A 25,954-nucleotide genomic window follows, 5' to 3' on the forward strand; every position below is an offset into this window, starting at 1 on the left:
CACCGAGGGGCGGATGCACGTGCATCCGCCCCTCGGTCGTTAAGAGTTATTCGGCGTCGTGGTGTTCCATGTGACGCTGTTGCGAGCGATGCAGCAGCTTCTTCGCGATCACCGTGACGATCGAAATGACGGCGACGATGGCGACGAAGATGTAGCCCGCGTAGTGCAGTTGATCGAGCAGTTCCCGAAAACTACCCGCGGTGAGGGCCCCGACAGAGACGTACGCGATTGACCAAATGCTGGTGGCGGGAACGGTCCACGCCATGAAAGTGCGGTACCGCATCGTGCTCATGCCCACGGTCACCGGGATGAGCGAGTGCAGCACGGGCAAAAAGCGTGAAATGAACACGGCAATTCCACCTCGGCGTCCCAGATAGCGTTCGGCCTGCACCCAGTGCTGTTCGCCGATGCGCTTGCCAAGTCTCGAGTGCCGAATTTTGGGACCAAAGTAGCGGCCAAGGGCGAAGCCCACGCTCTCGCCGATCAAGGCTCCCACGATCACGACCGCGATGAGGATGGCGGCCTCGAAGACGCTCCCCACTGCTGTACTTGCAACCAAGACCACGGTGTCGCCGGGCACGAGAAGCCCGACCAATATCGACGTCTCCAGCATGATCGCGACGCCCGCGAGAATCGTGCGGAGCACCGGATCGACCGACTGCACGGTGTCAAGAATGTAGCTCAGCGCATCGTTGACCCACTGTCCGAAGCCGCCACTGGCAGCACTCGGTTCAGCGCTCAGAATGAGGTCTACGGGATCCACGGAACGAGCCTAGCGAGCAAAACCGAAAGCTCACTGGCTAAATGGGGCGTGCCAAAGTAGCGAGTCGGGTGCGCCACTGTTCGAGCCGACCAGGCTTCTCGGCAAGCTCCGGGCCATCGACCCACTTCGAGACAATGCGGATGCCGTGCAGCGCATTCACGACCCAGACTTCGGTGCCCGCGAGCTCCGCCGGGGTGACCGCTTCTTCGTGGGTATCGAGCCCAAGCGCGCGGGCTAACGTCAGCACGCTGCGGGCGGTAACGCTATCGACACGCTCGAGCTCTGCCGGCGGACCGCAGAGAATCTCTCCACGCCACCACAGCACAGCGCTGTACGCGCCTTCGATGACGAATCCTTCGTCGGTGAGCAGAATCGCCTCGTCGGCACCGTGGGCACGCGCTCCCGCCTGCAGCGCGCCCATCGCGTCGATATCGGGGCCTTTGACCGCAGGCACGGTGCGCGGGTCGGCACCCCGAAAACTTACGGCCGTGGCCGAGCGCTTCAATTCGGGGTTCGCGCGCAAGCGCAGAAAGAACTCGGCTCCGCGCAGCTCGACACGCGGAAACCAGGCGCCGGCGCGGGGGAGAGCGGCGATCGCAGCTGTGAAGAACTGGTCGGCAGTTTCTCGCTGGGCGGCGGGTACGGCATCCAGAAACCGTTGGCGATGCAGATTGAGGGCGAGCACTGAGCCCGAGTTCACGAGCCAGGAATCGGCGACGGTCATCGGGGTCGTCGGCACCTTGTCGGGGGAGATCTCGAGAAGTTTGTCGTTCTGCCACCGATAAATTGCGTCCGCACTCATAGGCTTAGGTTATGCGCTCTCGCGTCTTGACTGCTGCCTTGCCGCGCTGGGTTGACCCCGCGGCGGTGTTTAGCGAACTCATGGCGCAGCAGGCGTCGGATGCCGCTGGTGCCGTCTGGCTCGACAGCGGAGCGGCGGCTAATTCGGGGCGCAGCTACCTCGCCGTTTCGACTCGGGCTGTGCTGAGCACGGAGCTCAACGAACCGGTCTTCGAGTGGATGCGCCGCGAGTTCGCAGCGACGGAGATCGATCACTCTGCTGCACCCGCAGGCTTTCGACTGGGCTGGGTCGGGTGGCTCGGGTACGAGCTCCGCCGCGAATCGCTCGGCGTCGAGGTGACAACGCCTGCAGTGACCCCGGATGCCGCCTGGCTGTGGGTAGATCGTGTGATCGTGGTCGACCACGGGTCTCGCTCGCTCAGCGTGCTCGCGCTCGGCGACAGTTGGACGGGCGAGCTCGCGCAGTGGCGCGACAGTATCGTGGCTCTCGTGGAGGCAGCGGCAGCCCGCACCGCAACCACAGCCCCAACCCGCACCGCAACCCCAACCGCAACAACCGCACCGACGACCTCCCTGACAGCCTTCACCGCGCCCCAGCCCGCCCCCACCGCGGTCTGGCGCGACTCCGACGCCGACTACCTCGAGATGATCGCGGCGTGCCAGCAGTCGATCGTCGAAGGCGACGCCTACCAGTTGTGCCTCACGACGAGCGTGCACGTCGACCACGGCGACAGGCCCGCTGATCCGGTCGCTACGTATCTCGCTCTGCGCCGCGCCAACCCCAGCCATCACGGCGGCTTCATGCAGGTGGGCGCGATCTCGCTGCTCAGCTCCACTCCCGAGCAGTTCTTAGCGATCGATCCCTCGGGACTCATCGAGACGAAGCCGATCAAGGGCACGCGTCGCCGCAGCGCTGACGCCGCCGAAGACGAGCGCCTTGCCGCCGAGCTGCTGGCCAGCGATAAAGAGCGCGCCGAAAACCTCATGATTGTCGATCTCATGCGCAATGACCTCGGGCGCGTGTGCGAGGTCGGCTCCGTCACCGTACCGAAACTGTTCGCCGTGGAAAGCTACGCGACCGTGCATCAGCTCGTCAGTACCATCCGGGGTCAATTGCGCGCTGACGTGAGCGCCGTCGATGCCATCAAGGCTTCGTTTCCGGCGGGATCGATGACCGGCGCCCCCAAACACTCCGCGACTCTCATTCTGGATTCGCTCGAGCGTGCCCCGCGCGGCATCTACTCTGGCGTCTTTGGGTACGTGGGGCTCGACGGTGCCGTTGACCTCGCCATGGTCATCCGTTCTATCGTCATGGATGCTCGGGGCTCAACGATCGGCGCCGGCGGCGGAATCACGGCCCTCTCGGTGCCCGAAGAAGAGCTGGCCGAGGTCAAGTTGAAGGCAGCAGCGCTGCTGCGAGTGCTGGGTGTTTCGAGCGACTAAGCGGTCGCGCATCCGCTCTCGGTCGTAGTGAACAACCGGTCTACCCTGTTGCTGTGTACTGTGAGATGCGTCAACTCATAGACAATGGAATAACCCGACACTTTTTGGCCCCCTCGAGCGCGGCCGTGAGTTGGGTAATCTTAGATCTTCCCTGTAACGAATTGAGAGTGTTTACGTGACTGAGCAGCCCAACTTTGCTGGTGCACACGACGACCGCGAGAGTGGCTCGGACTACGATGTAGCCGCCATTCACGCTAAGTGGCAAGCCAAGTGGGAAGAGCTTAAGCCGTTCGCGACGAGCGACCCCGAAGACAAGCGCCCGCGCAAGTACATTCTCGACATGTTCCCGTACCCCTCGGGCGACTTGCACATGGGGCACGCCGAGGCCTACGCCTTTGGTGACATCGCGGCGCGGTACTGGCGTCAGCGTGGCTTCAACGTTCTTCACCCCATTGGCTGGGACTCTTTCGGTCTTCCTGCTGAGAACGCCGCCATCGAGCGCGGCATTGACCCTCGCGGTTGGACGTACGACAACATCGACCAGCAGAAGAAGAGCATGAAGCTCTACGGTGTCTCCTTTGACTGGGACCGCGTTCTGCACACGAGCGACCCCGAGTACTACAAGTGGAACCAGTGGCTGTTCCTCAAGATGTACGAAAAGGGCCTCGCGTACCGCAAGGATTCCTGGGTCAACTGGGACCCGGTAGATCAGACCGTTCTCGCCAACGAGCAAGTTCTGGCCGATGGCACGTCCGAGCGTTCGGGCGCGATCGTCGTCAAGAAGAAGCTCACGCAGTGGTACTTGAAGATCACCGACTACGCCGACCGCTTGCTCGACGACTTGAACCAGCTTGAGGGCGCATGGCCGTCGAAGGTGCTTTCGATGCAGCGCAACTGGATCGGCCGTTCGGTTGGTGCGGATGTCGACTTCGAAATCGAAGGCCGTGACGAGAAGGTCACCGTCTTCACGACGCGCCCCGACACTCTCTACGGCGTCACCTTCATGGTCGTCGCCCCAGATGGAGACCTCGCCGCTGAACTCGTTGAGGGTACCGACGACGAGACCAAGGCTGCTTTCGCGAGCTACCTCGAGCAGACTCAGAAGCAGACTGAAATCGAGCGCAAGGATGCTACGCGCACCAAGACCGGCATCCCGCTGAACCGTTTTGCGATCAACCCGGTCACGGGGGAGCGCATCCCGATCTGGACTGCAGACTACGTACTGGCCGACTACGGCCACGGTGCCGTCATGGCTGTGCCCGCGCACGACCAGCGCGACCTCGAATTCGCGATCAAGTTCGACCTACCTGTGCGTGTTGTTCTCGACACGAACGCGCCCATCACCGGTGCGATTCCTGTTCTGGAACTCGACGAAAATGGCATGGCGATTCTTCCGGATGACCTGCCGCCGCTGAACCCCCGCGACACCGGTCAGTCGTTGCAGGGCGATGGCCGCATGATCAACTCGGGTCCGCTCGACGGGCTCAGCAAGTCCAACGCGATCAAGAAGATCGTGGAACAGCTCGACGCTGCCGGCACTGGCCGCGCCGCGAAGACGTATCGACTGCGTGACTGGCTGATCAGCCGTCAGCGCTTCTGGGGAACCCCCATCCCGATCATTCACGGTTCGGATGGCGAACTGATTCCGGTTCCCTTCGAGCAGCTGCCCGTTGAGCTGCCATCGACTGAGGGCCTTGATCTCAAGCCCAAGGGCAAATCGCCCCTCGCGGCCGCCGAAGACTGGATCAACGTTGAAGACCCGCGCGATGGCAGCCCTGCCTTGCGCGACGCCGACACGATGGACACCTTCGTTGACAGCTCCTGGTACTTCTTGCGCTTCCTGTCACCGAACGATCCCGACAAGGCCTTCGACCCGGCTGAGGCCGAGAAGTGGGCTCCCGTCGACCAGTACGTCGGTGGCGTCGAGCACGCGATCCTGCACTTGCTCTACTCGCGCTTCATTACCAAGGTGCTGTTCGACCTCGGTTACGTGAGCTTCACGGAGCCCTTCAGCGCGCTGCTCAACCAGGGCATGGTCCTCTCTGAGGGCAAGAAGATGTCGAAGCGCAGCCGCAAGGCCGTCACGTTCTCGGGTGAAATTGCCGAGCACGGTGCCGATGCACTCCGCTTGACGTTGGCCTTCGCTGGCCCGCCCGAGGAAAACATCAACTGGGAAGACGTGTCGCCTGCGGCGTCGCACAAATTCTTGGCTCGCGCGTTCCGTGTAGTGCGGGATGTCACGAGTGCTCCCGAGATCGAGTGGAAGACGGGCGACACCACGCTGCGTCGCGCCACCCACCGTTTCCTCGCTGATGGCCCTGGCCTCGCTGAGTCGCTGAAGTTCAACGTGCTCGTTGCTCGCATCATGGATCTCGTCAACGTCACCCGTAAGGCCATCGACACCGGTGCTGGCGGCGGCGACGCGGCAGTCCGTGAAGCAGCTGAAGTCATCACGATCGCCCTGAGCCTGTTCGCGCCGCACACGGCAGAGGAGATGTGGGAGAAGCTCGGCTACGAGCCGACTGTCGCTCTCGCCGGTTGGCGCAAGGCCGACCCGTCGCTCCTCGTTGAGGAGTCGGTGACGGCCGTTGTTCAGGTGGATGGCAAGGTTCGGGACCGCCTCGAAGTTTCGCCCAAGATTGATGGCGCCGACCTCGAAGCTCTTGCCATGGCATCCGAAGCGATCAAGCGCACCGTCGGAGACCGCGAGATCGTCAAGGTGATCGTGCGCGCCCCCAAGCTCGTCAACATCGCGACTCGTCAACAGCCCACCGAAGGCTAAGTAAGTCCACACGTTATAACTGAGCGCGCTCCGAGCAATCGGGGCGCGCTTAGTTTGTGGGAGTGGAAGAGTTCGAGCAGGCCCGTAAGGCGCGGCTGCGGGTGCGCGTCGGCGCTGTCATCGTGGTGGTGCTCGTTGCGCTCGGTTGCGCCGTGCTCGCGACCGCACTCACAGGCAGCCCGACTGCCGTAGAGATTGCGCGCGGCGAACTGGGCTCGGGTGACGGAGCGTTCGCGGTGGAATCACCCGCTCTGTTTGTGCACGTCACGGGCGCGGTGGTGCGTCCGGGGCTCTTCGAACTGACCGAGGGATCACGCGTGATCGACGCGATCGCTGCCGCTGGGGGCTTCGCCGAAGATGCGAAGCAGGATCAACTCAACCTCGCGCGTGTGCTGACCGATGGAGAACAGTTCGCCGTGCCTGCCGTGGGCGACGAGGCTGCCGCGGCGACGGCATCCGATGGTCGAGTCAACCTGAATACCGCGGATGCCGCAGCCCTCGATACCCTGCCTCGTATCGGGCCAGCGATGGCTGCTCGCATTCTGGCGTGGCGTGAGGCAAATGGGCGCTTCACGAGCATCGACGACCTCCGTAACGTCGCCGGAATCGGAGACGCTACCTTCGACGGGTTGCGCGACCTGGTCACGGTATGAATCTCGACCTGCGGCTCAGCCTGCCCGTGGCGGCTGCGTGGCTTGTGGCCGTCGTCGTGATCGGGGTCCCAGCGTGGACGCCTGCGGTCGCCATCGCATTGTGGCTTGCTACCGGAGCACTAATCGCGGGTGCGCTGCTGAGCCAGCAGCGTTTTCTCGCGAGTGTCGCCTTGGGGTGCGCTCTGGCCGCGTTGTGCTCCACGTCTGTCGCTGTTCATGCTGAGACCCGTCAACCCCTAGCGCTGGGAGAACTGGCTGCGAAGCACACGACAGTGACTGCCATCGCAACAACCACCTCTGCAGTCAAGGACAGCGCCGACTTCTTTCAGGCAATCATCACCACTCTCGAGGCCGACGGCGAATCAATCCAACTCGAATCGCCCGCTCTGATCTTCACGGAACGCGGCGGTTTTGGCGCGGTCGATGCCGAACCTGATGAACCGCAGCCGGGTCTAGACGCATCGGATGCCGACGGCGAACCGTGGGGGATTGGCGTCACATTCGCGGTCACGGGCACCTTGGCGAGCACTTCCCCGGAAGATGGGCGGGCCGTGCTGCTCTTCGCTACTGACCCGCCGGAATGGCGGGCCGATCCCGGCTGGCAATTCGACTGGGCGAATCAACTGAGACGTACCTTTGCCGCCGCCACTTCGTCGTTGCCGGGCGGTGGCGGGGAACTTCTGGGTGGGCTCGCCATCGGCGATACCAGCGCCGTGAGTGACGACTTGGATGCTGCTATGAAGACCAGCTCATTGAGCCACCTCACGGCAGTGTCGGGCGCCAACTGCGCGATCGTCGTCGGGCTAATCATGGCTCTCGGCGGCAGGGTCGGAGCCCATCGGATACTGAGGATCGGCCTCTCCATTCTTATACTGCTCGCCTTCGTAGTCGTGGTCACTCCCGACCCCAGCGTGCTGCGGGCAGCGCTCATGGCCACGTTCGTGTTGATCGCACTCGGCAGCGGCAGGCCGATCCGAGGAATGGCGGTGCTGTCACTCGCAACGATCGCCCTCCTCGTCTTCGACCCATGGCTATCACGCAACTTCGCGTTCGTGCTCTCGGTATTTGCCACGGCAGGTCTCCTTCTTTTTGCCGAGCCGCTCGCGCAGTTTCTAGCGCGTTGGATGCCGCGGTCGCTGTCACTGGTGATCGCCGTGCCGTTGGCTGCTCAGCTGGCCTGCCAGCCCGTGCTACTGCTCTTGCAGCCCTCACTGCCGACCTATGGTGTGATCGCCAACGTGTTGGCCGCACCGGCGGCGCCGATTGCGACCGTTGTCGGTCTGGCGGCCTGCGTGGCGTTGTCAGTGATCCCGGTCCTCGGGCTGGCACTGATGTGGGTCGCTTGGGTGCCGTCCGCCTGGGTTGCGGCCGTTGCTGATTTCTTTGCCGAGGCTCCGTGGGCGCGCATCCCGTGGTGGGAAGGCTGGGTGGGCGTACTCACGCTCAGCGTGCTCACGGTTCTTCTCCTCGCGGCTCTCGTGATCCGCGGTGCCTGGCGCACGCACGCGCTTACGTCTCTCGCTATCGCTTCCACGCTCGCGCTGGCAGTCGTTGCAGGGTCCGCGGTCAGTGCCGCGTTGACGTGGCCGAGGGATTGGCAATTTGCGCAGTGTGATGTTGGCCAGGGCGATGCGGTGGTTCTGCGCAGCGGAGAGGAAGTTGCACTCATTGATACCGGCGCCGAACCAGACCTGCTGAAAGCCTGCCTCGATCGACTCTCGATCGACCACATTGACCTACTCATCCTGACGCACTTCGATCACGACCACGTCGGAGGAACCGAGGCTGTCGTTGGCCGCGCGGATGTTGTTCTTGTCGGCCCCACCGGCTCGCCAAGCGATGAAGCGCTACTGGGCAGTCTTGCGGCGGGTGGCGCGCAGGTTCACCCTGTGAGCGCGGGGGACCGCGGCCAGTTCGGCGAGCAGCAATGGCGCGTGCTTTGGCCGCCGGCCCAGCGCTCGGGCATCGACCCCGGTAACGATGCGAGCGTCGTCGTCGAGTTTTTGCCGCGCTCCGATTGCCTGAGGCACTGTCTCAGCTCGGTGTTCCTCGGAGACCTTGGCGAGAGTGCTCAAGCTCGTCTCGGTGCGGCTAGTACATTCAGGCAAGTGGATGTCGTGAAAGTCAGCCATCACGGTTCCGGAGACCAGTACCCGGCCCTCTATGCCGAGCTGCAGGCCACCCTCGGGCTCATCGGAGTCGGAGCGGACAACGGCTACGGGCATCCGACCGCTGATGCCCTCGCAATGCTCGACGACGCCGGTACCGCAGTTGCTCGCAGCGACCTGAATGGGCTTATTTTGGTGTCATCCGGCGTTCGCGCTGGCGTGATTTCTCTCTGGTCAGAATCGGCTGAGGTCCGTTTCCCCTAACCCAAAGTGCGCGCTGGGCTGCGACGCAACCGCCGGATGCATTCCGTCATCGTTTCGGGACGGCGCGCAGCGGCCATCCGACTAAGCTTGGGGATGTTTTGGAACGACAGTGGCTGGCGTTCACACATCAAGGCTAGGAATCTGTGCGTGAGAGAAAGACTAATGGGCAACGAGCGCGTCTATCTCGTTCATATCGCGGCTGCAACGCTGCTTGTGTTTCTTGCCGGAGTTCTGTCTGCAATCACTGTGCCATTTTTCGGTGGTCCGGATGAAAAAAACCACTACAACTCGGTAGTTCGGGTTGTTGACGGGGGCGGTTGGCCCCTTCCTTACACGGCCCGGGTTATGCCAGCCGTAGACCTCGCGTGGCTGGAATCAGGGAGGGCGTCGGCGAGTGCTCCTGACTTCGACCAGGTTCCGCTCGCTGTAAACCGTTCCAGCGTGCTGGAAGAACCCAATTTCGCTCTCTTGTCGGCCGAGATCGACAACATGGTCCAGCATCCGCCGGCGTACTACTTTCTGACTGCGAGTGTCGTTGCGATGACCGACCTCGATAGTCTGAGGTGGGATCAAGCAATGCTTGTGATGCGGATCTTCTCCGCTTTCTTGGTCAGTTTGTCGGTGCCGGCTATCGCTGGAATAGTCCGTCTCGTCACAGGCTCCCGGTCGCTGGGGGCGGTCGGCGCCTACGCGCTTCTCGCGATCCCCTTCTTCACGGGATTCGGAGGGCTCGTGTCGAACGATACGCTTCTGGTCCCGACGATCAGCGGCGCCTTGTATTTCCTCATTCGCGCGTGGAAGTCGAATACGCGCACGACGTTTCTTCTCGTCGCTGCGGGCATTTTGCTGGGCGTCTCCCTGCTCACAAAGGGGTTCGCACTCTTCGCGATTCCACTCTTCGTGTTTCTTTCATTTGTTGCGGTCTTTTCCAAAAAGCCGACGAAGATGAGAGGCACCGTTATCGCTCTGATTGCACCGTCGATCGCGGCGCTCATCGGTGGATGGTGGTGGATACGCAATCTCATCTTGCTCGGCTCTGTTCAGCCCAGCGTGTCGGGAACGCTCCGAGTTGCCTTGGATGAGCCTCTTAGCAACATCAATGTTCTCAGTTATTTCGGGAACTTTTGGTTGCGGTTCAACTCGCTCTTTTGGGCTCGCGGCGTTCGACCGGTCGACGGCGGCAACGAGCTTCCGGCAGTGCTTCTTGGCGTTGCGGGAGTCGCATTCGTTGTGGCCTTTGTCGTCGTAGCGCTCTACTCTCGCAACCGAGGAATGACGTTTCTCTTACTATCGTTCCCGGCAATTATCATCGCGGTGCTCTTCGCAAACTCGCTCTCGGTGTACGAGACCTATGGGGTGGCTGATAGAGGCGTGCAGGGCCGCTATGTGTTTGCCGGCATCGCCGCGTACTCGCTAATAGTTGCTGGCTTTGTCGGAATCCTGGGCAGAAAGCTAACTCCCCGCAACCGAAATCGCCTTTTCGTCGGGGTCGTTGCCAGCAGCGCTGCGATTGCGTGGGCCAACATTGCGTGGCTGCTCATCAGCTCGTGGCCAAATGGGTACTCCGAGCAAGTTCCGGGGCTGGAAGCAGTGTCGGGCTACTTCGGAGTTTCCTTGCTCGTGTACGTGGCCCTCACAGGGTCAGCTCTCGCAGTCCTCATCGGTGCATACATCGCGCATTCCAAGCTTTCGCAACCGGAAGGGTTCGCGTCTGACTTGACTGATTTGGCGCCTATTCAGTCCAGTAACGCGCCGACTCAGCGAGGCACAACCGAGAAATAGCACTCGACGTTCGTCGCCCATGCCCGGAATTATGCACGCACCGCGGCGTTGCCGCGTTGTGGGCGCCCGGCATTAGGCTGGGTTTGCAGTTCAAAAAGAGGAGTCTTGTGGCCGCCAGAACCCCCGCCCGATCGCCGGCGAAGTCCAAAGTCGCGATCCCGCAATTGGCGTGGAACAAGGTGCGCCCCGCGCCCATCGTTCTTGTCAGCGGCACGGAAGGCTTTCTTGCGGACCGCGCTATCCGCATGCTGCGCGACACCCTCAAGGTCGAAGACCCCAGCCTTGAAGTCAACGACTTAGAAGCAGATCACTACGGCCCCGGCGAGCTCATCAGCCGCGCGAGCCCCTCGCTCTTTAGTGAACCGCGGATGATTCGCGTCACGAACGTTGAGAAGTGCACCGATGCGTTCATCACCGAAACCCTCGCGTACCTCGAGGCTCCGGCCGACGACACGTATCTCATTCTTCGCCATGCCGGGGGAGTGCGCGGCAAAAAACTGCTTGACGCGATTCGTGCGGGTAAGGGTGGCGGCATAGAGATCACGTGCCTCGAGCTCAAGAAGGATGCCGAGAAGTACGATTTCGCCTCCGCCGAATTCGCCGCCAAACGCCGCCGTGTAACGCCGGGCGCCCTTCGAACCCTCGTGTCCGCTTTCTCCGCAGACCTCGCAGAGCTCGCCGCCGCGTGCCAGCAGCTTCTCGCCGACGATGCCGATGAGATCAACGAAGCCACAGTGGCCCGTTACTACTCGGGCCGAGTCGAAACTAGCGCCTTCAAGGTCGCAGACTCAGCGATTGCCGGTCGCTCAGGCGAGGCGCTGGTGCTCTTGCGTCACGCTCTTGCCTCCGGTGCCGACCCGGTGCCGATCGTCGCAGCGTTTGCTGCGAAGCTGCGCACAATGGCGAAACTTTCCGGGGGGTCAATGTCGTCGGGGCAAGCCGCCAAAATGTTCGGCATGGCGCCGTGGCAGGCCGACCGGGCAATGAAAGATTTGCGCGGCTGGAGCGATGCGGGGCTGGGCTCCGCCATCGAGGCCATTGCCGATACAGACGCTCAAGTAAAAGGTTTGGGGCGCGACCCTGTCTTCGCGCTGGAACGAATGATCTCTGTGGTTGCAGCTCGCGGCATCCGCTAGCCCGAAGGGGCCAGTGAGCGATAGTTGCTCCTTGCCGCCACCCAATGACAAAAGCCCCTCACCGCGAACGGTAGGGGCTTTTGTGTGGTCGGCGTAGTGCCGATCAGAGAGCTTTAGAGAGCTGCAACCTGCTTGGCCATAGCCGACTTGCGGTTAGCTGCCTGGTTCTTGTGCAGAACGCCCTTGCCAGCAGCCTTGTCGAGCGACTTGGATGCTGCCTTGAGGCGCTCGATGGCGGTCTCTTTGTCGCCAGCCTTGATAGCTTCGCGCGTTGCGCGGATCGCGGTCTTGACCTGGCTCTTCACCTGGCGGTTGCGGTCTTGAGCCTTCTTGTTGGTACCAATGCGCTTGATCTGCGACTTAATATTTGCCACGTTTGTGTGCTTTCTTGTTTGTGGATCAGAGATGGTGGGCGGCCGTGGAAGAGAATCGGTGTTCTGATTCCCGGCCGCGATGCGCATACTGTTCGACAAAGAACCATATGCATAAGCCAACAGGCAACATTACCAGCGCGGTGGAGCTAAATCAATTGCGGAGCAATTGGCGACCCCAGCGCCGAACAAACTGTGTTTGTTCGGGCTTTTCCGGTGGAGCTAAATCAATTGCGGAGCAATTGGCGACCCCAGCGCCGAACAAACTGGTTTGCGCGGGTTTCGGGTCTTGCTTGGCTGTCGAATCTGTCTGTCAGCGGTGTTAAGACTAGTGACCGTAGCTGGGTGTGTTGGTCGCCACGCCTGACTGCGGCATTAAAGTCTCTGACGACATGGCCGGTTAGTGCCCAGAGGGGGCGTCCCCCTGCGCTTTCGGGGGTTACCCCGATACCCGCGTCGCACCGGTTTTTCTACCTTGGATACATGACCTCCTCAACTTCTTCTTCCTCTCCCGTTACCTCTTCGAAGGTCGATTCTTCGACAGCCGACTCTCCGACGTCGGTTGAAATGCCCGCTGCCGGCGCGACGTCGACTGCGCTTCTCTCGGACACGCTCGTCGATGACGAGCGGGCATCGTTCGCCGACGCTCCAGCAGCAGACTCGACGACACCGATGGGCGGCTCCAGTGCCCCATCAGGGACCGCAGCCTCAGCCGCATCCGCTCCCGAGGCCGCTGCCTCCGACCTTTCTGGTTTCGCCATGCCACGGCGTACGTCGACCCGCACCATGAGCGTGCTCGCGCTCAGTTTGGGTATCGCCTCATTCTTCTTCGCTCAGAGCATTGTGGTGCCGTTGGCAGCCGTGATTCTCGGTGTCTTCGGCTTGCGCGACGAGCCAACAGGCCGCGGCTTCTCCATTTGGGGAATCGTGCTTGCCTGCGTTGCAACCTTCGGATGGGTTCTCGTCGTTGCCGCTGGAGCGTTGGCTGTGCTGCCATTCGTGTTCCTAGCCGCAGCGTTCTAGCAGCTCTTTCTGCCCGCGGGCTAGCCGCGCATCCGCCCCTTTTAGGCTTTTGGCCTGTCGTATTGGGCGGGTGCGCGCAGGAACGTCGGCTTCATGGGAGAATTGGGCGGATGTCTCCTCGCGCCTCTTACACACTTGAGCCTGCTTCGACCGATCCTGCGTTTATCCGCAACTTTTGCATCATTGCGCATATCGATCATGGCAAGTCCACCCTCGCTGACCGCATGCTGTCGGTCACGGGGGTTGTTAGCGACCGCGATATGCGGGCGCAGTACCTCGACCGTATGGATATCGAGCGTGAGCGCGGCATCACAATCAAGAGCCAGGCAGTACGGATGCCGTGGTCGCTTACCGACGAGAACGGTAAGGAACAGTCGTACGCACTGAACATGATCGACACTCCCGGCCACGTCGACTTCACTTATGAGGTCTCACGGTCACTGGCGGCGTGCGAGGGCGCGATTCTTCTCGTCGACGCAGCGCAGGGCATCGAGGCTCAAACTCTCGCCAACCTGTACTTGGCGATGGAGAACGACCTCACGATCATTCCCGTGCTGAACAAGATCGACCTGCCGGCGGCAGACCCCGACAAGTACGCCGAAGAAATCGCGGGCCTTATCGGTTGCGACCCGTCGACGGTGCTGCGCGTTTCGGGCAAGACTGGCATGGGAGTTCCCGAACTTCTTGACGAGGCTACGCGCCTCATCCCGGCTCCGGTCGGTAACGCGGATGCTCCGGCCCGCGCCATGATTTTTGACTCGGTGTACGACGCCTACCGCGGCGTTATTACTTACGTGCGTATGGTCGACGGTCAGCTCTCGCCTCGCGAGAAGGTCATGATGATGTCGACTAAGTCGGCTCATGAACTGCTTGAGATCGGCGTGAGCTCTCCCGAGCCGACTCCGACGAAGGGCCTTGGCGTCGGTGAAGTGGGTTACCTCATCACGGGCGTGAAGGATGTGCGCCTCAGCAAGGTCGGCGACACGGTCACCAACCACGCTAAGCCGGCTGAAACCGCGCTCAAGGGCTACTCCGAACCGAAGCCGATGGTCTTCTCGGGTTTGTACCCGATCGACGGCTCCGACTATCCGGTACTGCGCGAGGCGCTCGACAAGCTCAAGCTGTCGGATGCGGCCCTGGTCTACGAGCCCGAAACATCTGTGGCTCTTGGCTTCGGCTTCCGGTGTGGCTTCTTGGGTCTACTTCACTTGGAGATTGTGCGCGAGCGACTCGAGCGCGAGTTCAACCTCGACATGATCGCCACCGCCCCCTCGGTTATCTACGAAGTCATGGGCGACGACAAGAAGCTCACGACTGTCACCAACCCAAGCGAGTTCCCCGGCGGCAAGATCGCCAGCGTGACCGAGCCCATGGTGAAGGCATCCATTCTGACCCCGAAAGACTTCGTGGGAACGGTCATGGAGCTCTGCCAATCGCGCCGCGGCACCATGCAGGGCATGGAATACGTCGGTACTGACCGCGTCGAGCTGCACTACACGATGCCGCTCGGTGAGATCGTGTTCGACTTCTTCGATCACCTCAAAAGTCGTACGCAGGGCTATGCGAGCCTCGACTATGAACCCAGCGGTGACCAAGAGGCAGACCTCGTCAAGGTCGACATCCTGCTGCAGGGCGAGGCTGTTGACGCGTTCAGCGCGATTGTGCACCGCGACAAGGCCTATGCCTACGGCGTGCTCATGACCGAGCGTCTCAAGACCCTCATTCCGCGTCAGCAGTTCGAAGTGCCGATTCAGGCTGCCATTGGTGCTCGCATCATTGCGCGCGAGTCGATTCGCGCTATGCGTAAAGACGTTCTTGCTAAGTGCTACGGCGGTGACATCAGCCGTAAGCGCAAGCTCCTCGAGAAGCAGAAGGAGGGCAAGAAGCGTATGAAGATGGTTGGTCGCGTCGAGGTTCCTCAGGCTGCCTTCATCGCTGCTCTTTCTGGCGAAGTCGAAGCCGGGAAAGACAAGAAGTAGACGAATGGATGCGCGCACCTACCCCAATGCTCCCGTCACGTACGGGGCGGTCGGTGCCACGCGTGGCAACACTTTCACGGTGCTGCCGCCTGCCGGGTTTCGTCGCGTTCAACGTAGCGCTCGAATCGGCCATGGTGAAGCACGGTGGGCTTTTGCGCGCGAACAGATCCTAACGTGGGGTGTGAAGCGACGCAGCGGTTTCGGCGTGACGCTTCTTCCGCGCGATCCTCACGGCGAGAATCTTGATCTGTCGATCGACAATGCCGATCATCCGCACGTGCGCCCCGGCGACACGATCGTGCTCTCCATCGGCAGCGGACGGTTCACAGCTCACGAGCCCGTGCGCGTCGTGTATGTCGTTGATGACCCGACTGTTGCGGGCTTTGCCTACGGCACGCTCGAAGGTCATCCGCTGCGGGGCGAAGAATCCTTCATGGTGGAGCGTCGTGACGACAATTCAGTGTGGATGACCGTGCGATCGTTCTCGCGCCCAGCGTCGTTCAAGTGGATGCTGGTGTCTCCCGCGCTGCGCGTGTTCCAGTACATCGTGGTCGGGCGCTACCTTCGCGCTCTCGCCGGAGCGATTCCCGCTCAGAAGTAGCTGCCTAACCGCGCCGGAGCGCGATGGTTTCTGGGGCCGCGCCTAACCGCGCTGAGCGAGCTCGGCGATCGTGCCGAGTACATCGTCACGACCGGCGACTAGGTCTTCGACAACGACGAGAGCGCTCGTGTCGCGCAGCTCAGCAACGGAGTAGGCGCCGGTTGCGACCGCGATAAACGGGATGCGGGCCGAATCGGCAGCCAGGCCATCGTTCGGGGTATCACCGATGATCACGCTGGGCTGCTCACCCAGAATGGGAGCGACGAGCGATGTCAGGTGATGACGGTCAGGGGAGCGGTCTCCAAAGAACGAGTTGGTCCAGTTGAAGTCGTCTTCGGCGTAACCCGCAGCGGTCAGCTTTACGCGCGAATGCTGCGGGCCGTTTCCGGTGAGCAGTGCGTTCGTCCAGCCTCGACCGCCAGCGTCTCGCAAGGCGTCGGGGCCGCCGACAACTGCTGTGCGAACGTAGCCCGTCTCGAGCAGCTTCTGGGTACGGGCATCCAACTCGGCCAGCACGTCGTCGAGCATGGTCGCAGGGTGGCCGTTGAGCTCGAGCAGGGCGGTAAGAATCTGACCTTCGGTCTGCCCGTGCGGGTTCGTGATGAACTTCTGCGGCTCTGTGCCCGTCACGTGGGTGAAGGCCTCGAGATAGACAGCAGCGCCGTCTTTCGAGTTGTGGATGAGCGTTCCGTCGATGTCCCAGAGGATGTGCATAGTCACCCATCAATGCTCCCACGCAAGAGGTGCGACAATTGACCAGTGCCCGTCGCTACGACAATGGGCACGTTTTCTTCACCGGTTGTTAAGGGGATTAGTTCGTGCCAGGTGCGTTGCCGATTGCTGATCCTGCTCCTCTCGACGGCGCCTTGCCTGCCAGCGTTGCTGTGGGCTCCCACGACCGCGACTGGAGTGTGTACATTCACGTTCCGTTCTGTCGCGTGCGCTGTGGCTACTGTGATTTCAACACATACACGGGTGAAGAACTGCGCGGAGCTAAGCGTGCGGATTACGCCGACGAGGCCATCGCAGAGATCGAGCAGGCAGCAATCGTGCTCGCGAACGCTGGTGTCGCGCCCCGCAAGGCATCAACGGTGTTCTTCGGCGGCGGTACGCCCACGCTGCTCCCTGTCACCGACCTCACTCGGATGCTCGCTGCAGCGCGAGACACGTGGGGTTTCACGGATGACGTCGAAGTCACTACTGAGGCGAACCCTGATTCTGTCGACCGCGATTACCTTCTCGCACTCAAAGAGGCCGGTTTCACTCGCGTGTCTTTCGGAATGCAGTCGGCGGTGCCGCACGTTCTCGCCACGCTGGAGCGCACACACGACCCCGAGAAGGTTCCGCATGTGGTGAAGTGGGCGCGCGAGGTCGAGCTCGACGTCAGTGTCGACCTGATCTACGGCACGCCGGGGGAGTCATTGGCCGATTGGGAGCGCTCGCTCGATCACGCCATCGCGCAGAACCCCGACCATATCTCGGCGTACGCGCTCATTATCGAGACCGGTACGAAGCTGGCGGCGCAGATTAAACGCGGCGATGTTGCTCCGGTGGATGACGATCTGCAGGCAGACATGTATGAGCTGGCCGATAAGAAACTCGCAGCGGCGGGCTACGACTGGTACGAGGTCAGCAACTGGGCGAAGCACGACGAAGACCCTGCCGTCAGCCACGCAAGCCGTCATAATCTTGGCTACTGGCTAGGCAACGACTGGTGGGGTGTTGGCCCGGGGGCTCACAGTCACGTCGGAGGCGTTCGTTGGTGGAACGTCAAGCATCCGGCCGCCTACGCTGATCGAATCGCCGCTGGCCATTCCCCGGGAGCCGGGCGCGAAACACTCGCGGACTCCAGCAAATATCTTGAGCATGTACTTCTGCGGGCGCGTGTTCGCGGCGGTTTGAAAACGGCAACGCTCGATGCTGAAGGTCGCACGGCAGTCGCCGGGCTCATTGCCGATGAACTGGTGGATGCTCCCGCGGCGTTCAAGGGAACTCTCACCCTCACGCTTAAAGGGCGCCTGCTCGCGGATGCCGTCGTGCGGCGATTGCTAGCAGACGCCCCTATTTAGAGCGAGAATTCGCGCTACGGCGAAAGTTCGAGCTACTTGATGAATTCGATGGTCAACGGGTACTTGTACGCCTGACCGTTGTTAGCGGCGACGGCGGCAATGATGCTGAAGATGAGAATGACGATTCCCGCTGCAAGGATGATGAGAAATCCAATGCCGGCGATAGTAAGCAGACCGCCAACGAACATCGCGATGGTCATCGTGATCTGGAAATTCAACGCAGTGCGCGTGTGAGCCTGAACGAAAGGACCGCGGTCTTTCAGCACGAGGTAGCCCACGAGTGCGGGGATGAACGAGAAGAAGATTCCGCCAATGTGGATCAACGTTGCCCAGAGCTTCTCGTCGCTCGGACTCATCGGTTGGATCGGCGCGTACGGCGAGGCGGGGGGAGGTGTGGAATCTGACATGCCTCCATTAAAGCGCTAGTTGGGCAAAAAAGTAGCCCTGAGAGCAGAAGCTCTCAGGGCTAGCAGCTATCGAGCTAGTCGATAGCGGGAATTACTTGATGAGGCGCAAAGCGAAGGGGTAACGGTAATGGTTGCCCTCTTTGGCCTTCGTGAAGCCGATAATCGAGAAGATGATTGCGACAGCGACGAGCGCGAACCAGAGCAGGCCTTGGATGATGCCAAAGATACCGAAGGTGGCTGCCGTCAAGATCGAACCGAGGATTGCAAGCGCGATGTGCGCAATCGTTAGTGTGATCTGGAAGTTCAGGGCTTCCTTCGCTTCGGTGTTGGTGAACGCCCCGCGCTCCTTGAAGACCAACCAGATAATCAGCGAGGGCAGGAAGCTCAGGATTCCACCAAGGTGAGCGAATGATGCCCACTGCTTGTCCTCAGCCTCGGTCAGTTGAGCTGCCGGCTGCGGTGCTGCGGGCTGCGGATTTGCGTCAGTCATGTGTTCGTGCCTTTCAGGTGAACGAGGGAACTTCCCGGGTTTCATCAAAGTGCTCGGTGTCACACCTGAGCATTTCCACAAAAAGGTAGCGCTCAAGTACACAGACACGCTAGCGCTATGACTCGCGCGGTGCAACGGCTGTGTCGTGGTGTGTCGAGTAAGATTGGCAGTCGAACGGATTGAGTGCCAATCAAGAGAGGTGGGTGGTGGAATGGTTTCCGCCCGCGGACTTGACGTGCTTCGAGTCATTGTGCAGGACTACGTTGCTACGCGCGAGCCTGTCGGATCTAAGTCAATCGTTGAGCGACATTCCTTCGGGGTGTCCGCAGCAACGATTCGCAACGACATGGTCTTGCTTGAAGACGAAGAGCTCATCACGGCGCCACACACGTCATCGGGGCGTGTGCCGACCGACAAGGGCTACCGCATGTTTGTAGACCAGTTGGCCGACCTGCGCCCGCTGACGAGCGCTCAGCGTCAAGCCATCGAGTCGTTCCTCGGCCAGGCCGACGACTTGGATGACGTCCTTGCGCGCTCGGTTCGCCTGCTGTCGCAACTGACCAACAGTGTGGCGCTCGTGCAGTACCCCTCGCTGGCGACCGCTCGCGTGCGGCATGTGGAACTTGTTCCGTTGCATGCCACACGCATCATGACGGTGTTCATTACCGACTCTGGTCGAGTCGAGCAGCGCCTCATCGACGTCTCTGACCCCGTGGACGAGGCGTTCTTGGGTGAGGTTCGCGCCAAGCTGAATTCTGCTCTCACTGGGCAATCTCTGCCCGAAGCGGCCGATCGACTCGCAAGTTTTGCGCAGATTTTTCCCGCAGAAAGACAGGCATTCGTCGGCCAAATTGCTACAAGTTTGATCGAGCAGGTGCTGGCCAACCGTGCCGACAAGCTCGTTCTCGCCGGCACCGCAAACCTCGCTCGCACCGAGCAAGATTTCACCGGAAGCATCTTTCCTGTGCTTGAGGCAATAGAAGAGCAAGTAACGTTGTTGCGCCTCTTTGGGGAGATGGAAGTAGCAAATGGATCAGTTTCAACTCGCATCGGGCGAGAGAACGCAGAATTTGGGTTAGAAGAGACATCGGTCGTCACGGGCGGGTATTCCTCATCCGGCGGCGGTGTTTCGCGCTTGGGCGTGCTTGGCCCCACGCGCATGGACTATTCGAACAACATGGCGGCGGTTCGCGCAGTGGCGCGATACCTCTCGCGACTTTTGGAAGACAACTGAGCTCGTAAGGAGCAATCGGAACTTTGGCAGATCACTACGAAGCCCTCGGCGTTGCGCGCGAAGCGACCCCGGAGGAAATCAAGAAGGCGTACCGCAAGCTCGCACGCGAGTTGCACCCCGACGTCAATCCCAGCGCGGATGCGTCTGAGCGCTTCAAGACAGTCACTCATGCCTATGACGTGCTGAGCGATCCGCAACAGCGTCAGCAATACGACATGGGCGGCAGCGGCGGCTTCGGCGGCGGTGCCAACTTCGGTTTCGGCGACATCTTCGAGACGTTCTTCGGCGGTGGGGGTGGCGGTCAGACCGCTGGTCCGCGGTCACGCCGCGAGCGGGGTCAGGATGCGCTGCTGCGTATCGAGGTGAGCCTCAAAGACACGATGTTCGGTGTCACTCGCGACATCGAGGTCAACACTGCAGAACTCTGTGAGACGTGTGAGGGCAGTTGTGCTGCCCCCGGCAGCTCGCCCGTTCGTTGCGACATTTGTCAGGGCAGCGGCCAGATCCAGCGCCAGGTGCGAAGCCTCCTCGGCAACGTCATGACGTCGAGCCCCTGTGGCACGTGCCGCGGTTACGGCAACATCATCGTGAACCCCTGCGCTACGTGTGCAGGTCAGGGTCGAGTTCGTGCGCAGCGCACTCTCTCGGTCGACATCCCGGCCGGCGTTGAGACGGGGCTGCGTCTGCAGATGCCCGGCCAGGGCGAGGTTGGTCCCGCGGGCGGCCCCAATGGCGACCTGTTCCTCGAGATCAAGGTGCGCCACCACGACATCTTCAGCCGTGCCGATGACGATCTACTGGCCACCGTTGAGGTCGAAATGATCGACGCAATCTTGGGCACAACAGTGAAGCTCGATGGCCTCGACGGAGAAATTGAAGTGGTCATCAAGCCCGGTACCCAGAGCGGTGAAGTGCTCACGATTCGCGATCGCGGAATTACGAGCCTGCGTGGCAACGGCCGCGGTGATCTGCGCCTCGGCATCCAGGTCGTCACGCCGACGAAGCTTAGCGGTGCAGAACAGACCCTCATGAAGCAGCTCGCCGCCGTGCGCAAGAGCAAGCAGCCGCATTTTGCCGAGTTCCAGCAGGGGCTGTTCGCGAAGCTTCGCGACCGTTTCCTGTAGGCACTCATGGCACATCTCTATATCGATGAAGAACTCGGCGACGTCGGCGTTGGCGCCTCGGTTTCCTTGGGCAACGCCGAAGCGCGCCACGCTGTCACGGTTTCGCGCCTGAAAGTGGGCGAGACGATCGCGATCGGTAACGGTGCTGGCCTGATCGTTTCTGGTCCTATCGTCACGGCGGAACACACCGAGCTCACCATCGAAGTAGCGGATGTTCAGCAGTCGCCGCGGCGAACCCCGGCCGTCTTCTTGGCTCAGGCCCTCGCCAAAGCCGATCGCGACGAACTTGCGGTTCAGGTCGCCACCGAACTCGGTGTCGACGGCGTCATCCCGTGGTCGGCGGCGCGCAGTATTTCGCGCTGGCAAGGCGCGAAAGTTGCCAAGGGCCGCGATCGCTGGGCAGCAATCGTTCGCGAAGCGAGCAAGCAGTCGCTGCGCAGCTGGATCCCCGACGTCCTCGATCTGGTGACCACGAAGCAATTGGCGACTTTCGCTTCCACGACGCGGATGCTCGTGCTCGAGCCCACGGCAACGGAAACCTTGGCCGAACTCGAAGTCGACGACCGTGACATCCTGCTCGTGGTGGGTCCGGAGGGCGGAGTTGCGGATCACGAGCTCGATCTCTTGACGGCGGCGGGAGCATCCACGATCCGACTGGGCAGTGAAGTGTTGCGCACGTCGACTGCGGGCCCGGCGGCCTTGGCAGCGTTGAACGTCAAGCTTGGCCGTTGGAGCTAGAGGTTTAGGCTAGAGACATGTCTGATTCCCCATCGATCTTTACGAAGATCATCGCTCGCGAGATTCCCGCGGATATCGTCTTCGAGTCAGACGCGGTAATCGCGTTTCGCGACATCGCGCCTCAAGCACCCGTGCACTTGCTCGTTGTGCCTAAAACCGAAGAGTTCGCCAACGTTACGGAGCTTGCCGCAGGCAACCCGGCGCTACTGGCTGAACTTGTCTCGGTCGCCCAATCGCTTGCCGACGAATATGCAGGCGGGCAGTACAGACTGATCTTTAACACTGGCGAAAACGCTGGTCAAACTGTTTTCCACGTGCATGCTCATGTGCTCGGCGGAAACCTCGAGGAAGGCACCCTTGGTCACTAGTGACTCCGAGTCCGCAGGTTCGACAGAGCGCGAGAGCGTCTCGATTGAAGTAGACGGTGTCGCCATGGTGCGACTTCTTGGCCCTCACGATCGACTTCTCAAGGTCGTCGAAAGCAAATTCCCGAACGTTGAAATGCACGTTCGCGGTAACGAAATCACCCTGACGGGCGATGAGTCGTCGGTTGAATCCGCTAAGGAACTTGTCGACGAACTCGTCACGATGGTGCGCGACGGCCACGACCTCGGCGAGATCGAGGTCGATGCGTCGGCAAAAATTCTGCGCGGCAACCAGGGCAGCCCTCAACAGTTGCTCGGGCAAACCATCCTTACGGCGCGGGGCAAAGCAATTCGTGCCAAGACTCTCGGTCAGGCGCAATACGTCGATGCGATGGACAACAACACCATCGTGTTCGGCATCGGCCCGGCCGGAACGGGAAAAACCTACTTGGCGATGGCGAAAGCCGTGCAGGCTTTGCAGCGCAAAGAGGTTGAGCGCATCATTCTGAGCCGCCCAGCGATCGAAGCGGGGGAGCGTCTCGGATTCTTGCCGGGATCGCTCACCGACAAGATCGACCCCTACCTGCGCCCGCTCTACGATGCCCTCAACGACATGATGGATCCCGATCTCGTGCCCAAGCTTCTCGCCGCCGGCACCGTCGAGGTCGCACCGCTCGCCTATATGCGCGGTCGTACTCTCAACAACTCGTTCGTGGTTCTTGACGAAGCTCAGAACACCACACCCGAGCAGATGAAGATGTTCCTGACCCGTCTCGGCTTCGATTCGCAGATGGTCATCACCGGTGACATCACGCAGGTCGACCTTCCTGAGGGGGCGAGCGGGCTCAAGCTCGTCTCGAATGTTCTGCGGGACATCGACGACATCCACTTCGCAGAGCTGTCGAGTGCGGACGTCGTTCGCCACAGCCTCGTGGGTCAAATCGTGGATGCGTACACCACCTACGACGCCGAAAAGCAGCGTGACGAATACAACCGCAACAACCGGCCGCCCAAGCGCAGCCGCAATCACGAGGGGCGCTAACGTGTCGATCGAAATCAACAACGAATCGGCCGTCGAGGTAGACGAGCACGCCTTCCAGCGACTCTGCACTTTCGCCCTTGACCAGCTTCACGTGCATCCGGATGCCGAACTGGGCATCGTCTTTGTCGACGAGGCCGCCATGGAGCAGCTTCACGTGCAGTGGATGGACGAGCCGGGTCCCACAGATGTCTTGAGCTTTCCGATGGACGAACTTCGCCCCGGAACTGAAGACCGCCAGACGCCCGCCGGCTTGCTCGGCGACATCGTCGTGTGCCCGCAAGTTGCGATCTCGCAGGCCGAGACCGCGGGCCACACTCCGCTGGAAGAAATGCTTTTGCTGACCACTCACGGTCTGCTGCACTTGCTCGGCTTCGACCACGCCGAACCCGACGAGGAAAAAGAGATGTTTGGCCTCCAGCGCGAAATTCTGTTGGGGTTCGCCCTGGCAGAACGAAGTTAGTAGTCGGTTGTGCTGATCGGTATTTTCATCACCGTAGCGATCCTGCTGGTATCGCTCGGTGGTCTGCTCGCCGCTGCTGACTCTGCGCTGACAGTGTTGAGTCGCAGCGACCTCGTCGAATTGGCGGGGCGCAGTCGTGCCCACAAGTCGATCTTGGCCATTTCGCAAGACACGGGCGCGCATATCAATGCGCTCAACTTCATGCGAATCGTCGTGGAAACGACCGCGGCCGTGCTCGTTACGCTCGTCTTCGCCTCCGTCTTTGAGCAGTGGTGGCTCGTGCTGCTGTTGAGCGCGCTCATCATGACCGGGGCATCGTTCGTGCTCGTCGGCTCCAGCCCTCGCAGCGTCGGGCGTGCCCACTCTCGCAAGGTGTTGCAGCTCTCGGCTCGGTTCGTTCGCGGCATCCGCGTCATCCTCGGCCCGATTGCGGATGCACTCGTCGCCATCGGCAACCGCGTCACCCCCGGCCGTCCGCGCACGGCAACGTTCTCGAGCGAAGAACAGTTGCTCAGCATGGTGGATGAAGCCACCGAGCACGAAGTTCTCGATCAAGACGACCGCGACCTCATCCACTCCATCTTCGACTTCAACAGCACCGTGGTGCGAGAAGTGATGATCCCGCGCACCGACATGGTGACGGTTGAAGCGGATGTCACGGCCAGCGCCGCGATGGGTCTCTTCTTGAGCCGCGGAGTCTCCCGGGTTCCCGTGATTGGCGACGACATCGACCAAGTGATGGGCGTGCTGTACCTGCGCGACATCGCGCGAGTCGTCTACGAGCAGCCGGCCGAAGCAGACAAGCTCACCACTCAAGCACTCGCTCGCCCCGCACTCTTCGTACCGGAATCGCAGCGCGCCGACAGCCTGCTGCGCCAGATGCAGCTCGAATCGAACCACTTGGCGATGGTTGTCGATGAATATGGCGGCATCGCCGGGCTAGTCTCGCTTGAGGACCTCATCGAAGAGCTCGTCGGAGATATTTCCGATGAGTACGACCGTGAAGTTGCCGAATTCGAACAGCTGGAAGATGGATCGTTCCGCGTGAGCGCCCGTCTCCCGATCGACGAACTGGGAGACCTGTTCGGTCTCGAGCTCGATGATGACGAGGTCGACTCCGTCGGTGGTTTGATCATGAAGACCCTGGGACGACTGCCCGAAAGTGGCGCAGTCGCGCACTACTCAGGCCTCGTTCTCACGGCAGAACGTACCGAAGGCCGTCGCAAACGCATCAGCACTGTGCTGGTGTCAGTCGACCCCACCTTCACCAACCAGCACGACTCACGCCCGAATGAACGAGAGAACGGTGAATCACAGTGACCGACACCAGTGAATTCAGAGCAGGATTCGTGACCTTTGTAGGTCGACCCAACGTGGGCAAGTCCACGCTGACCAACGCGCTCGTAGGTGAGAAGGTCGCGATAACGTCGTCGAAGCCTCAAACCACTCGCCGCGCCATCCGTGGTCTCGTGCACCGCAAAGACGGCCAACTCATCATCGTGGATACTCCGGGCATGCACCGCCCGCGCACTCTACTGGGGGAGCGCCTGAACTCGATCGTGCAAGACACTCTCGGTGAAGTCGACGTCATCGGCCTGTGCATCCCGGCAAACGAGAAGATCGGTCCCGGCGACCGCTACATCAACGAGCAGCTGGATGCCTTCCCGCGTGCCAAGAAGGTCGCCATCGTCACCAAGATCGATGCTTCGTCGCGTCCCGGCGTCGCAGAGCAGCTCAAGGCCGTGGCAGAACTGCGCGACTGGGACGAAATCATTCCGATCTCGTCGTTCGACGACATCCAGCTCGACATTCTCTCGACTGAACTTGTGAAGCTCATGCCGGTCTCGCACGCGCTTTACCCGGATGACGCCGTCACCGATGAGTCGACAGAGTCGCGGGTGGCAGAACTCATTCGTGAGGCCGCGCTTGAGGGCGTTATGGATGAACTTCCGCACTCGATCGCCGTCACGATCGACGACATGATCGAGCGCGACGACAAGAACCTTCTCGAAGTGTTCGCGAATATCTTCGTCGAGCGCGACAGCCAAAAGGGCATCATCATCGGTAAGGGCGGGGAGCGACTGCAGGATGTCGGAGCTCGCGCCCGCGCTGAGATCGAGAAGCTCGTCGGCAAGCAAATCTTCCTCTCGCTTCGCGTGAAGGTCGCCAAGGAATGGCAACGCGACTCCAAGCAACTCGGTCGCCTCGGTTTCTAAACTTTTATTGCCGCATCGCTGCAGCGCGGTAACAGTTGGAGAACCAGTCCTGCAGGGCGGCGCCCGCAGTGCTAGGGTGAAATTGTGTTCTTCGGTCTGCTCC

The 25,954-nt window shown here is 61.2% G+C and carries 24 protein-coding genes; 18 read left to right on the plus strand and 6 right to left on the minus strand.

Annotation, left to right across the window (positions count from 1 at the left end; all coding sequences use genetic code 11):
- Positions 1 to 46: 46 nt before the first annotated feature.
- Together CLV85_RS06680 and CLV85_RS06685 are read right to left on the minus strand one after the other, a co-directional pair.
- A complete protein-coding gene (locus CLV85_RS06680) occupies positions 47 to 742 on the minus strand; it encodes a DedA family protein (RefSeq protein ID WP_229820482.1) in 696 nt (231 codons plus the stop codon).
- Between the two features lie 58 nt (positions 743 to 800).
- Entirely contained in the window at positions 801 to 1,565 is a 765-nt protein-coding gene (locus tag CLV85_RS06685; RefSeq protein WP_100388777.1) for an aminotransferase class IV, read from the minus strand.
- Between the two features lie 11 nt (positions 1,566 to 1,576).
- Here CLV85_RS06685 and CLV85_RS06690 point away from each other — a divergent pair, with 11 nt between their 5' ends.
- The 6 genes from CLV85_RS06690 to holA all read left to right on the plus strand — a co-directional run bounded on the left by CLV85_RS06690 (position 1,577) and on the right by holA (position 11,732).
- On the plus strand, positions 1,577 to 3,007 hold the full coding sequence (locus CLV85_RS06690) for an anthranilate synthase component I family protein (protein WP_100388778.1): 1,431 nt from the start codon (positions 1,577 to 1,579) through the stop codon (positions 3,005 to 3,007).
- Between the two features lie 175 nt (positions 3,008 to 3,182).
- Entirely contained in the window at positions 3,183 to 5,789 is a 2,607-nt protein-coding gene (leuS, locus tag CLV85_RS06695; protein WP_100388779.1) for a leucine--tRNA ligase, read from the plus strand.
- A gap of 62 nt (positions 5,790 to 5,851) precedes the next feature.
- Positions 5,852 to 6,442, plus strand: a complete 591-nt coding sequence (locus tag CLV85_RS06700; protein ID WP_100388780.1) for a ComEA family DNA-binding protein — start codon at positions 5,852 to 5,854, stop codon at positions 6,440 to 6,442.
- Positions 6,439 to 8,814 (plus strand): ComEC/Rec2 family competence protein, encoded by a 2,376-nt coding sequence (locus tag CLV85_RS06705; protein ID WP_100388781.1) that lies wholly within the window; start codon positions 6,439 to 6,441, stop codon positions 8,812 to 8,814. Before CLV85_RS06700 ends, CLV85_RS06705 begins: the two co-directional genes overlap by 4 nt.
- A 147-nt stretch (positions 8,815 to 8,961) precedes the next feature.
- A complete protein-coding gene (locus CLV85_RS06710) occupies positions 8,962 to 10,596 on the plus strand; it encodes a DUF2142 domain-containing protein (RefSeq protein WP_157847483.1) in 1,635 nt (544 codons plus the stop codon).
- A gap of 107 nt (positions 10,597 to 10,703) precedes the next feature.
- Entirely contained in the window at positions 10,704 to 11,732 is a 1,029-nt protein-coding gene (gene holA, locus CLV85_RS06715; RefSeq protein WP_100388783.1) for a DNA polymerase III subunit delta, read from the plus strand.
- Between the two features lie 113 nt (positions 11,733 to 11,845).
- On the opposite strand, the gene rpsT is transcribed toward holA, so the two are convergent.
- Positions 11,846 to 12,106: a 30S ribosomal protein S20 gene (gene rpsT, locus CLV85_RS06720; RefSeq protein WP_100388784.1), complete on the minus strand. Its 261-nt coding sequence runs from the start codon at positions 12,104 to 12,106 to the stop codon at positions 11,846 to 11,848.
- 480 nt (positions 12,107 to 12,586) lie between these two features.
- Between rpsT and CLV85_RS13485 the strand changes: the two genes are divergently transcribed.
- The 3 genes from CLV85_RS13485 (at position 12,587) to CLV85_RS06735 (ending at position 15,706) form a co-directional block, all read left to right on the plus strand.
- On the plus strand, positions 12,587 to 13,126 hold the full coding sequence (locus tag CLV85_RS13485) for a DUF4190 domain-containing protein (protein WP_205030340.1): 540 nt from the start codon (positions 12,587 to 12,589) through the stop codon (positions 13,124 to 13,126).
- Positions 13,127 to 13,236: 110 nt separating this feature from the next.
- The gene (lepA, locus tag CLV85_RS06730) at positions 13,237 to 15,105 is read left to right on the plus strand and encodes a translation elongation factor 4 (protein ID WP_100388785.1); all 1,869 of its coding nucleotides are present in this window, start codon (positions 13,237 to 13,239) and stop codon (positions 15,103 to 15,105) included.
- Positions 15,106 to 15,109: 4 nt separating this feature from the next.
- Positions 15,110 to 15,706 (plus strand): DUF1990 domain-containing protein, encoded by a 597-nt coding sequence (locus CLV85_RS06735; RefSeq protein WP_100388786.1) that lies wholly within the window; start codon positions 15,110 to 15,112, stop codon positions 15,704 to 15,706.
- Between the two features lie 42 nt (positions 15,707 to 15,748).
- On the opposite strand, the gene CLV85_RS06740 is transcribed toward CLV85_RS06735, so the two are convergent.
- Positions 15,749 to 16,420, minus strand: a complete 672-nt coding sequence (locus CLV85_RS06740) for an HAD family hydrolase (protein WP_229820480.1) — start codon at positions 16,418 to 16,420, stop codon at positions 15,749 to 15,751.
- A gap of 104 nt (positions 16,421 to 16,524) precedes the next feature.
- Between CLV85_RS06740 and hemW the strand changes: the two genes are divergently transcribed.
- Positions 16,525 to 17,775, plus strand: a complete 1,251-nt coding sequence (gene hemW, locus CLV85_RS06745; RefSeq protein ID WP_100388788.1) for a radical SAM family heme chaperone HemW — start codon at positions 16,525 to 16,527, stop codon at positions 17,773 to 17,775.
- Between the two features lie 32 nt (positions 17,776 to 17,807).
- Here the strand turns inward: hemW and CLV85_RS06750 are convergent, their stop codons facing one another.
- Both CLV85_RS06750 and CLV85_RS06755 read right to left on the minus strand, forming a co-directional pair.
- On the minus strand, positions 17,808 to 18,182 hold the full coding sequence (locus CLV85_RS06750; protein ID WP_229820268.1) for a DUF4870 domain-containing protein: 375 nt from the start codon (positions 18,180 to 18,182) through the stop codon (positions 17,808 to 17,810).
- Between the two features lie 91 nt (positions 18,183 to 18,273).
- Entirely contained in the window at positions 18,274 to 18,672 is a 399-nt protein-coding gene (locus CLV85_RS06755; protein WP_100388789.1) for a DUF4870 domain-containing protein, read from the minus strand.
- Between the two features lie 211 nt (positions 18,673 to 18,883).
- Here CLV85_RS06755 and hrcA point away from each other — a divergent pair, with 211 nt between their 5' ends.
- The 8 genes from hrcA to era are packed head-to-tail and all read left to right on the plus strand — an operon-like array spanning position 18,884 to position 25,851.
- Complete coding sequence (hrcA, locus tag CLV85_RS06760; RefSeq protein WP_100388790.1) at positions 18,884 to 19,906, plus strand: heat-inducible transcriptional repressor HrcA; 1,023 nt, start codon at positions 18,884 to 18,886, stop codon at positions 19,904 to 19,906.
- A gap of 23 nt (positions 19,907 to 19,929) precedes the next feature.
- Positions 19,930 to 21,030: a molecular chaperone DnaJ gene (gene dnaJ / locus CLV85_RS06765; protein WP_100388791.1), complete on the plus strand. Its 1,101-nt coding sequence runs from the start codon at positions 19,930 to 19,932 to the stop codon at positions 21,028 to 21,030.
- Positions 21,031 to 21,036: 6 nt separating this feature from the next.
- The gene (locus tag CLV85_RS06770) at positions 21,037 to 21,768 is read left to right on the plus strand and encodes a 16S rRNA (uracil(1498)-N(3))-methyltransferase (protein ID WP_100388792.1); all 732 of its coding nucleotides are present in this window, start codon (positions 21,037 to 21,039) and stop codon (positions 21,766 to 21,768) included.
- Positions 21,769 to 21,785: 17 nt separating this feature from the next.
- Positions 21,786 to 22,136 (plus strand): histidine triad nucleotide-binding protein, encoded by a 351-nt coding sequence (locus CLV85_RS06775; protein WP_100388793.1) that lies wholly within the window; start codon positions 21,786 to 21,788, stop codon positions 22,134 to 22,136.
- The gene (locus tag CLV85_RS06780; protein WP_100388794.1) at positions 22,126 to 23,175 is read left to right on the plus strand and encodes a PhoH family protein; all 1,050 of its coding nucleotides are present in this window, start codon (positions 22,126 to 22,128) and stop codon (positions 23,173 to 23,175) included. The genes CLV85_RS06775 and CLV85_RS06780 overlap by 11 nt, the downstream gene beginning before the upstream one ends.
- 1 nt (position 23,176) lies before the next feature.
- Positions 23,177 to 23,635, plus strand: a complete 459-nt coding sequence (gene ybeY, locus CLV85_RS06785) for an rRNA maturation RNase YbeY (RefSeq protein ID WP_100388795.1) — start codon at positions 23,177 to 23,179, stop codon at positions 23,633 to 23,635.
- Positions 23,636 to 23,644: 9 nt separating this feature from the next.
- Positions 23,645 to 24,955, plus strand: a complete 1,311-nt coding sequence (locus CLV85_RS06790; RefSeq protein WP_100388796.1) for a hemolysin family protein — start codon at positions 23,645 to 23,647, stop codon at positions 24,953 to 24,955.
- Positions 24,952 to 25,851, plus strand: a complete 900-nt coding sequence (gene era / locus CLV85_RS06795; protein ID WP_100388797.1) for a GTPase Era — start codon at positions 24,952 to 24,954, stop codon at positions 25,849 to 25,851. The genes CLV85_RS06790 and era overlap by 4 nt, the downstream gene beginning before the upstream one ends.
- Positions 25,852 to 25,954 lie beyond the last annotated feature (103 nt).

Source organism: Salinibacterium amurskyense (assembly GCF_002797685.1).
GTDB lineage: Bacteria > Actinomycetota > Actinomycetes > Actinomycetales > Microbacteriaceae > Rhodoglobus > Rhodoglobus amurskyensis.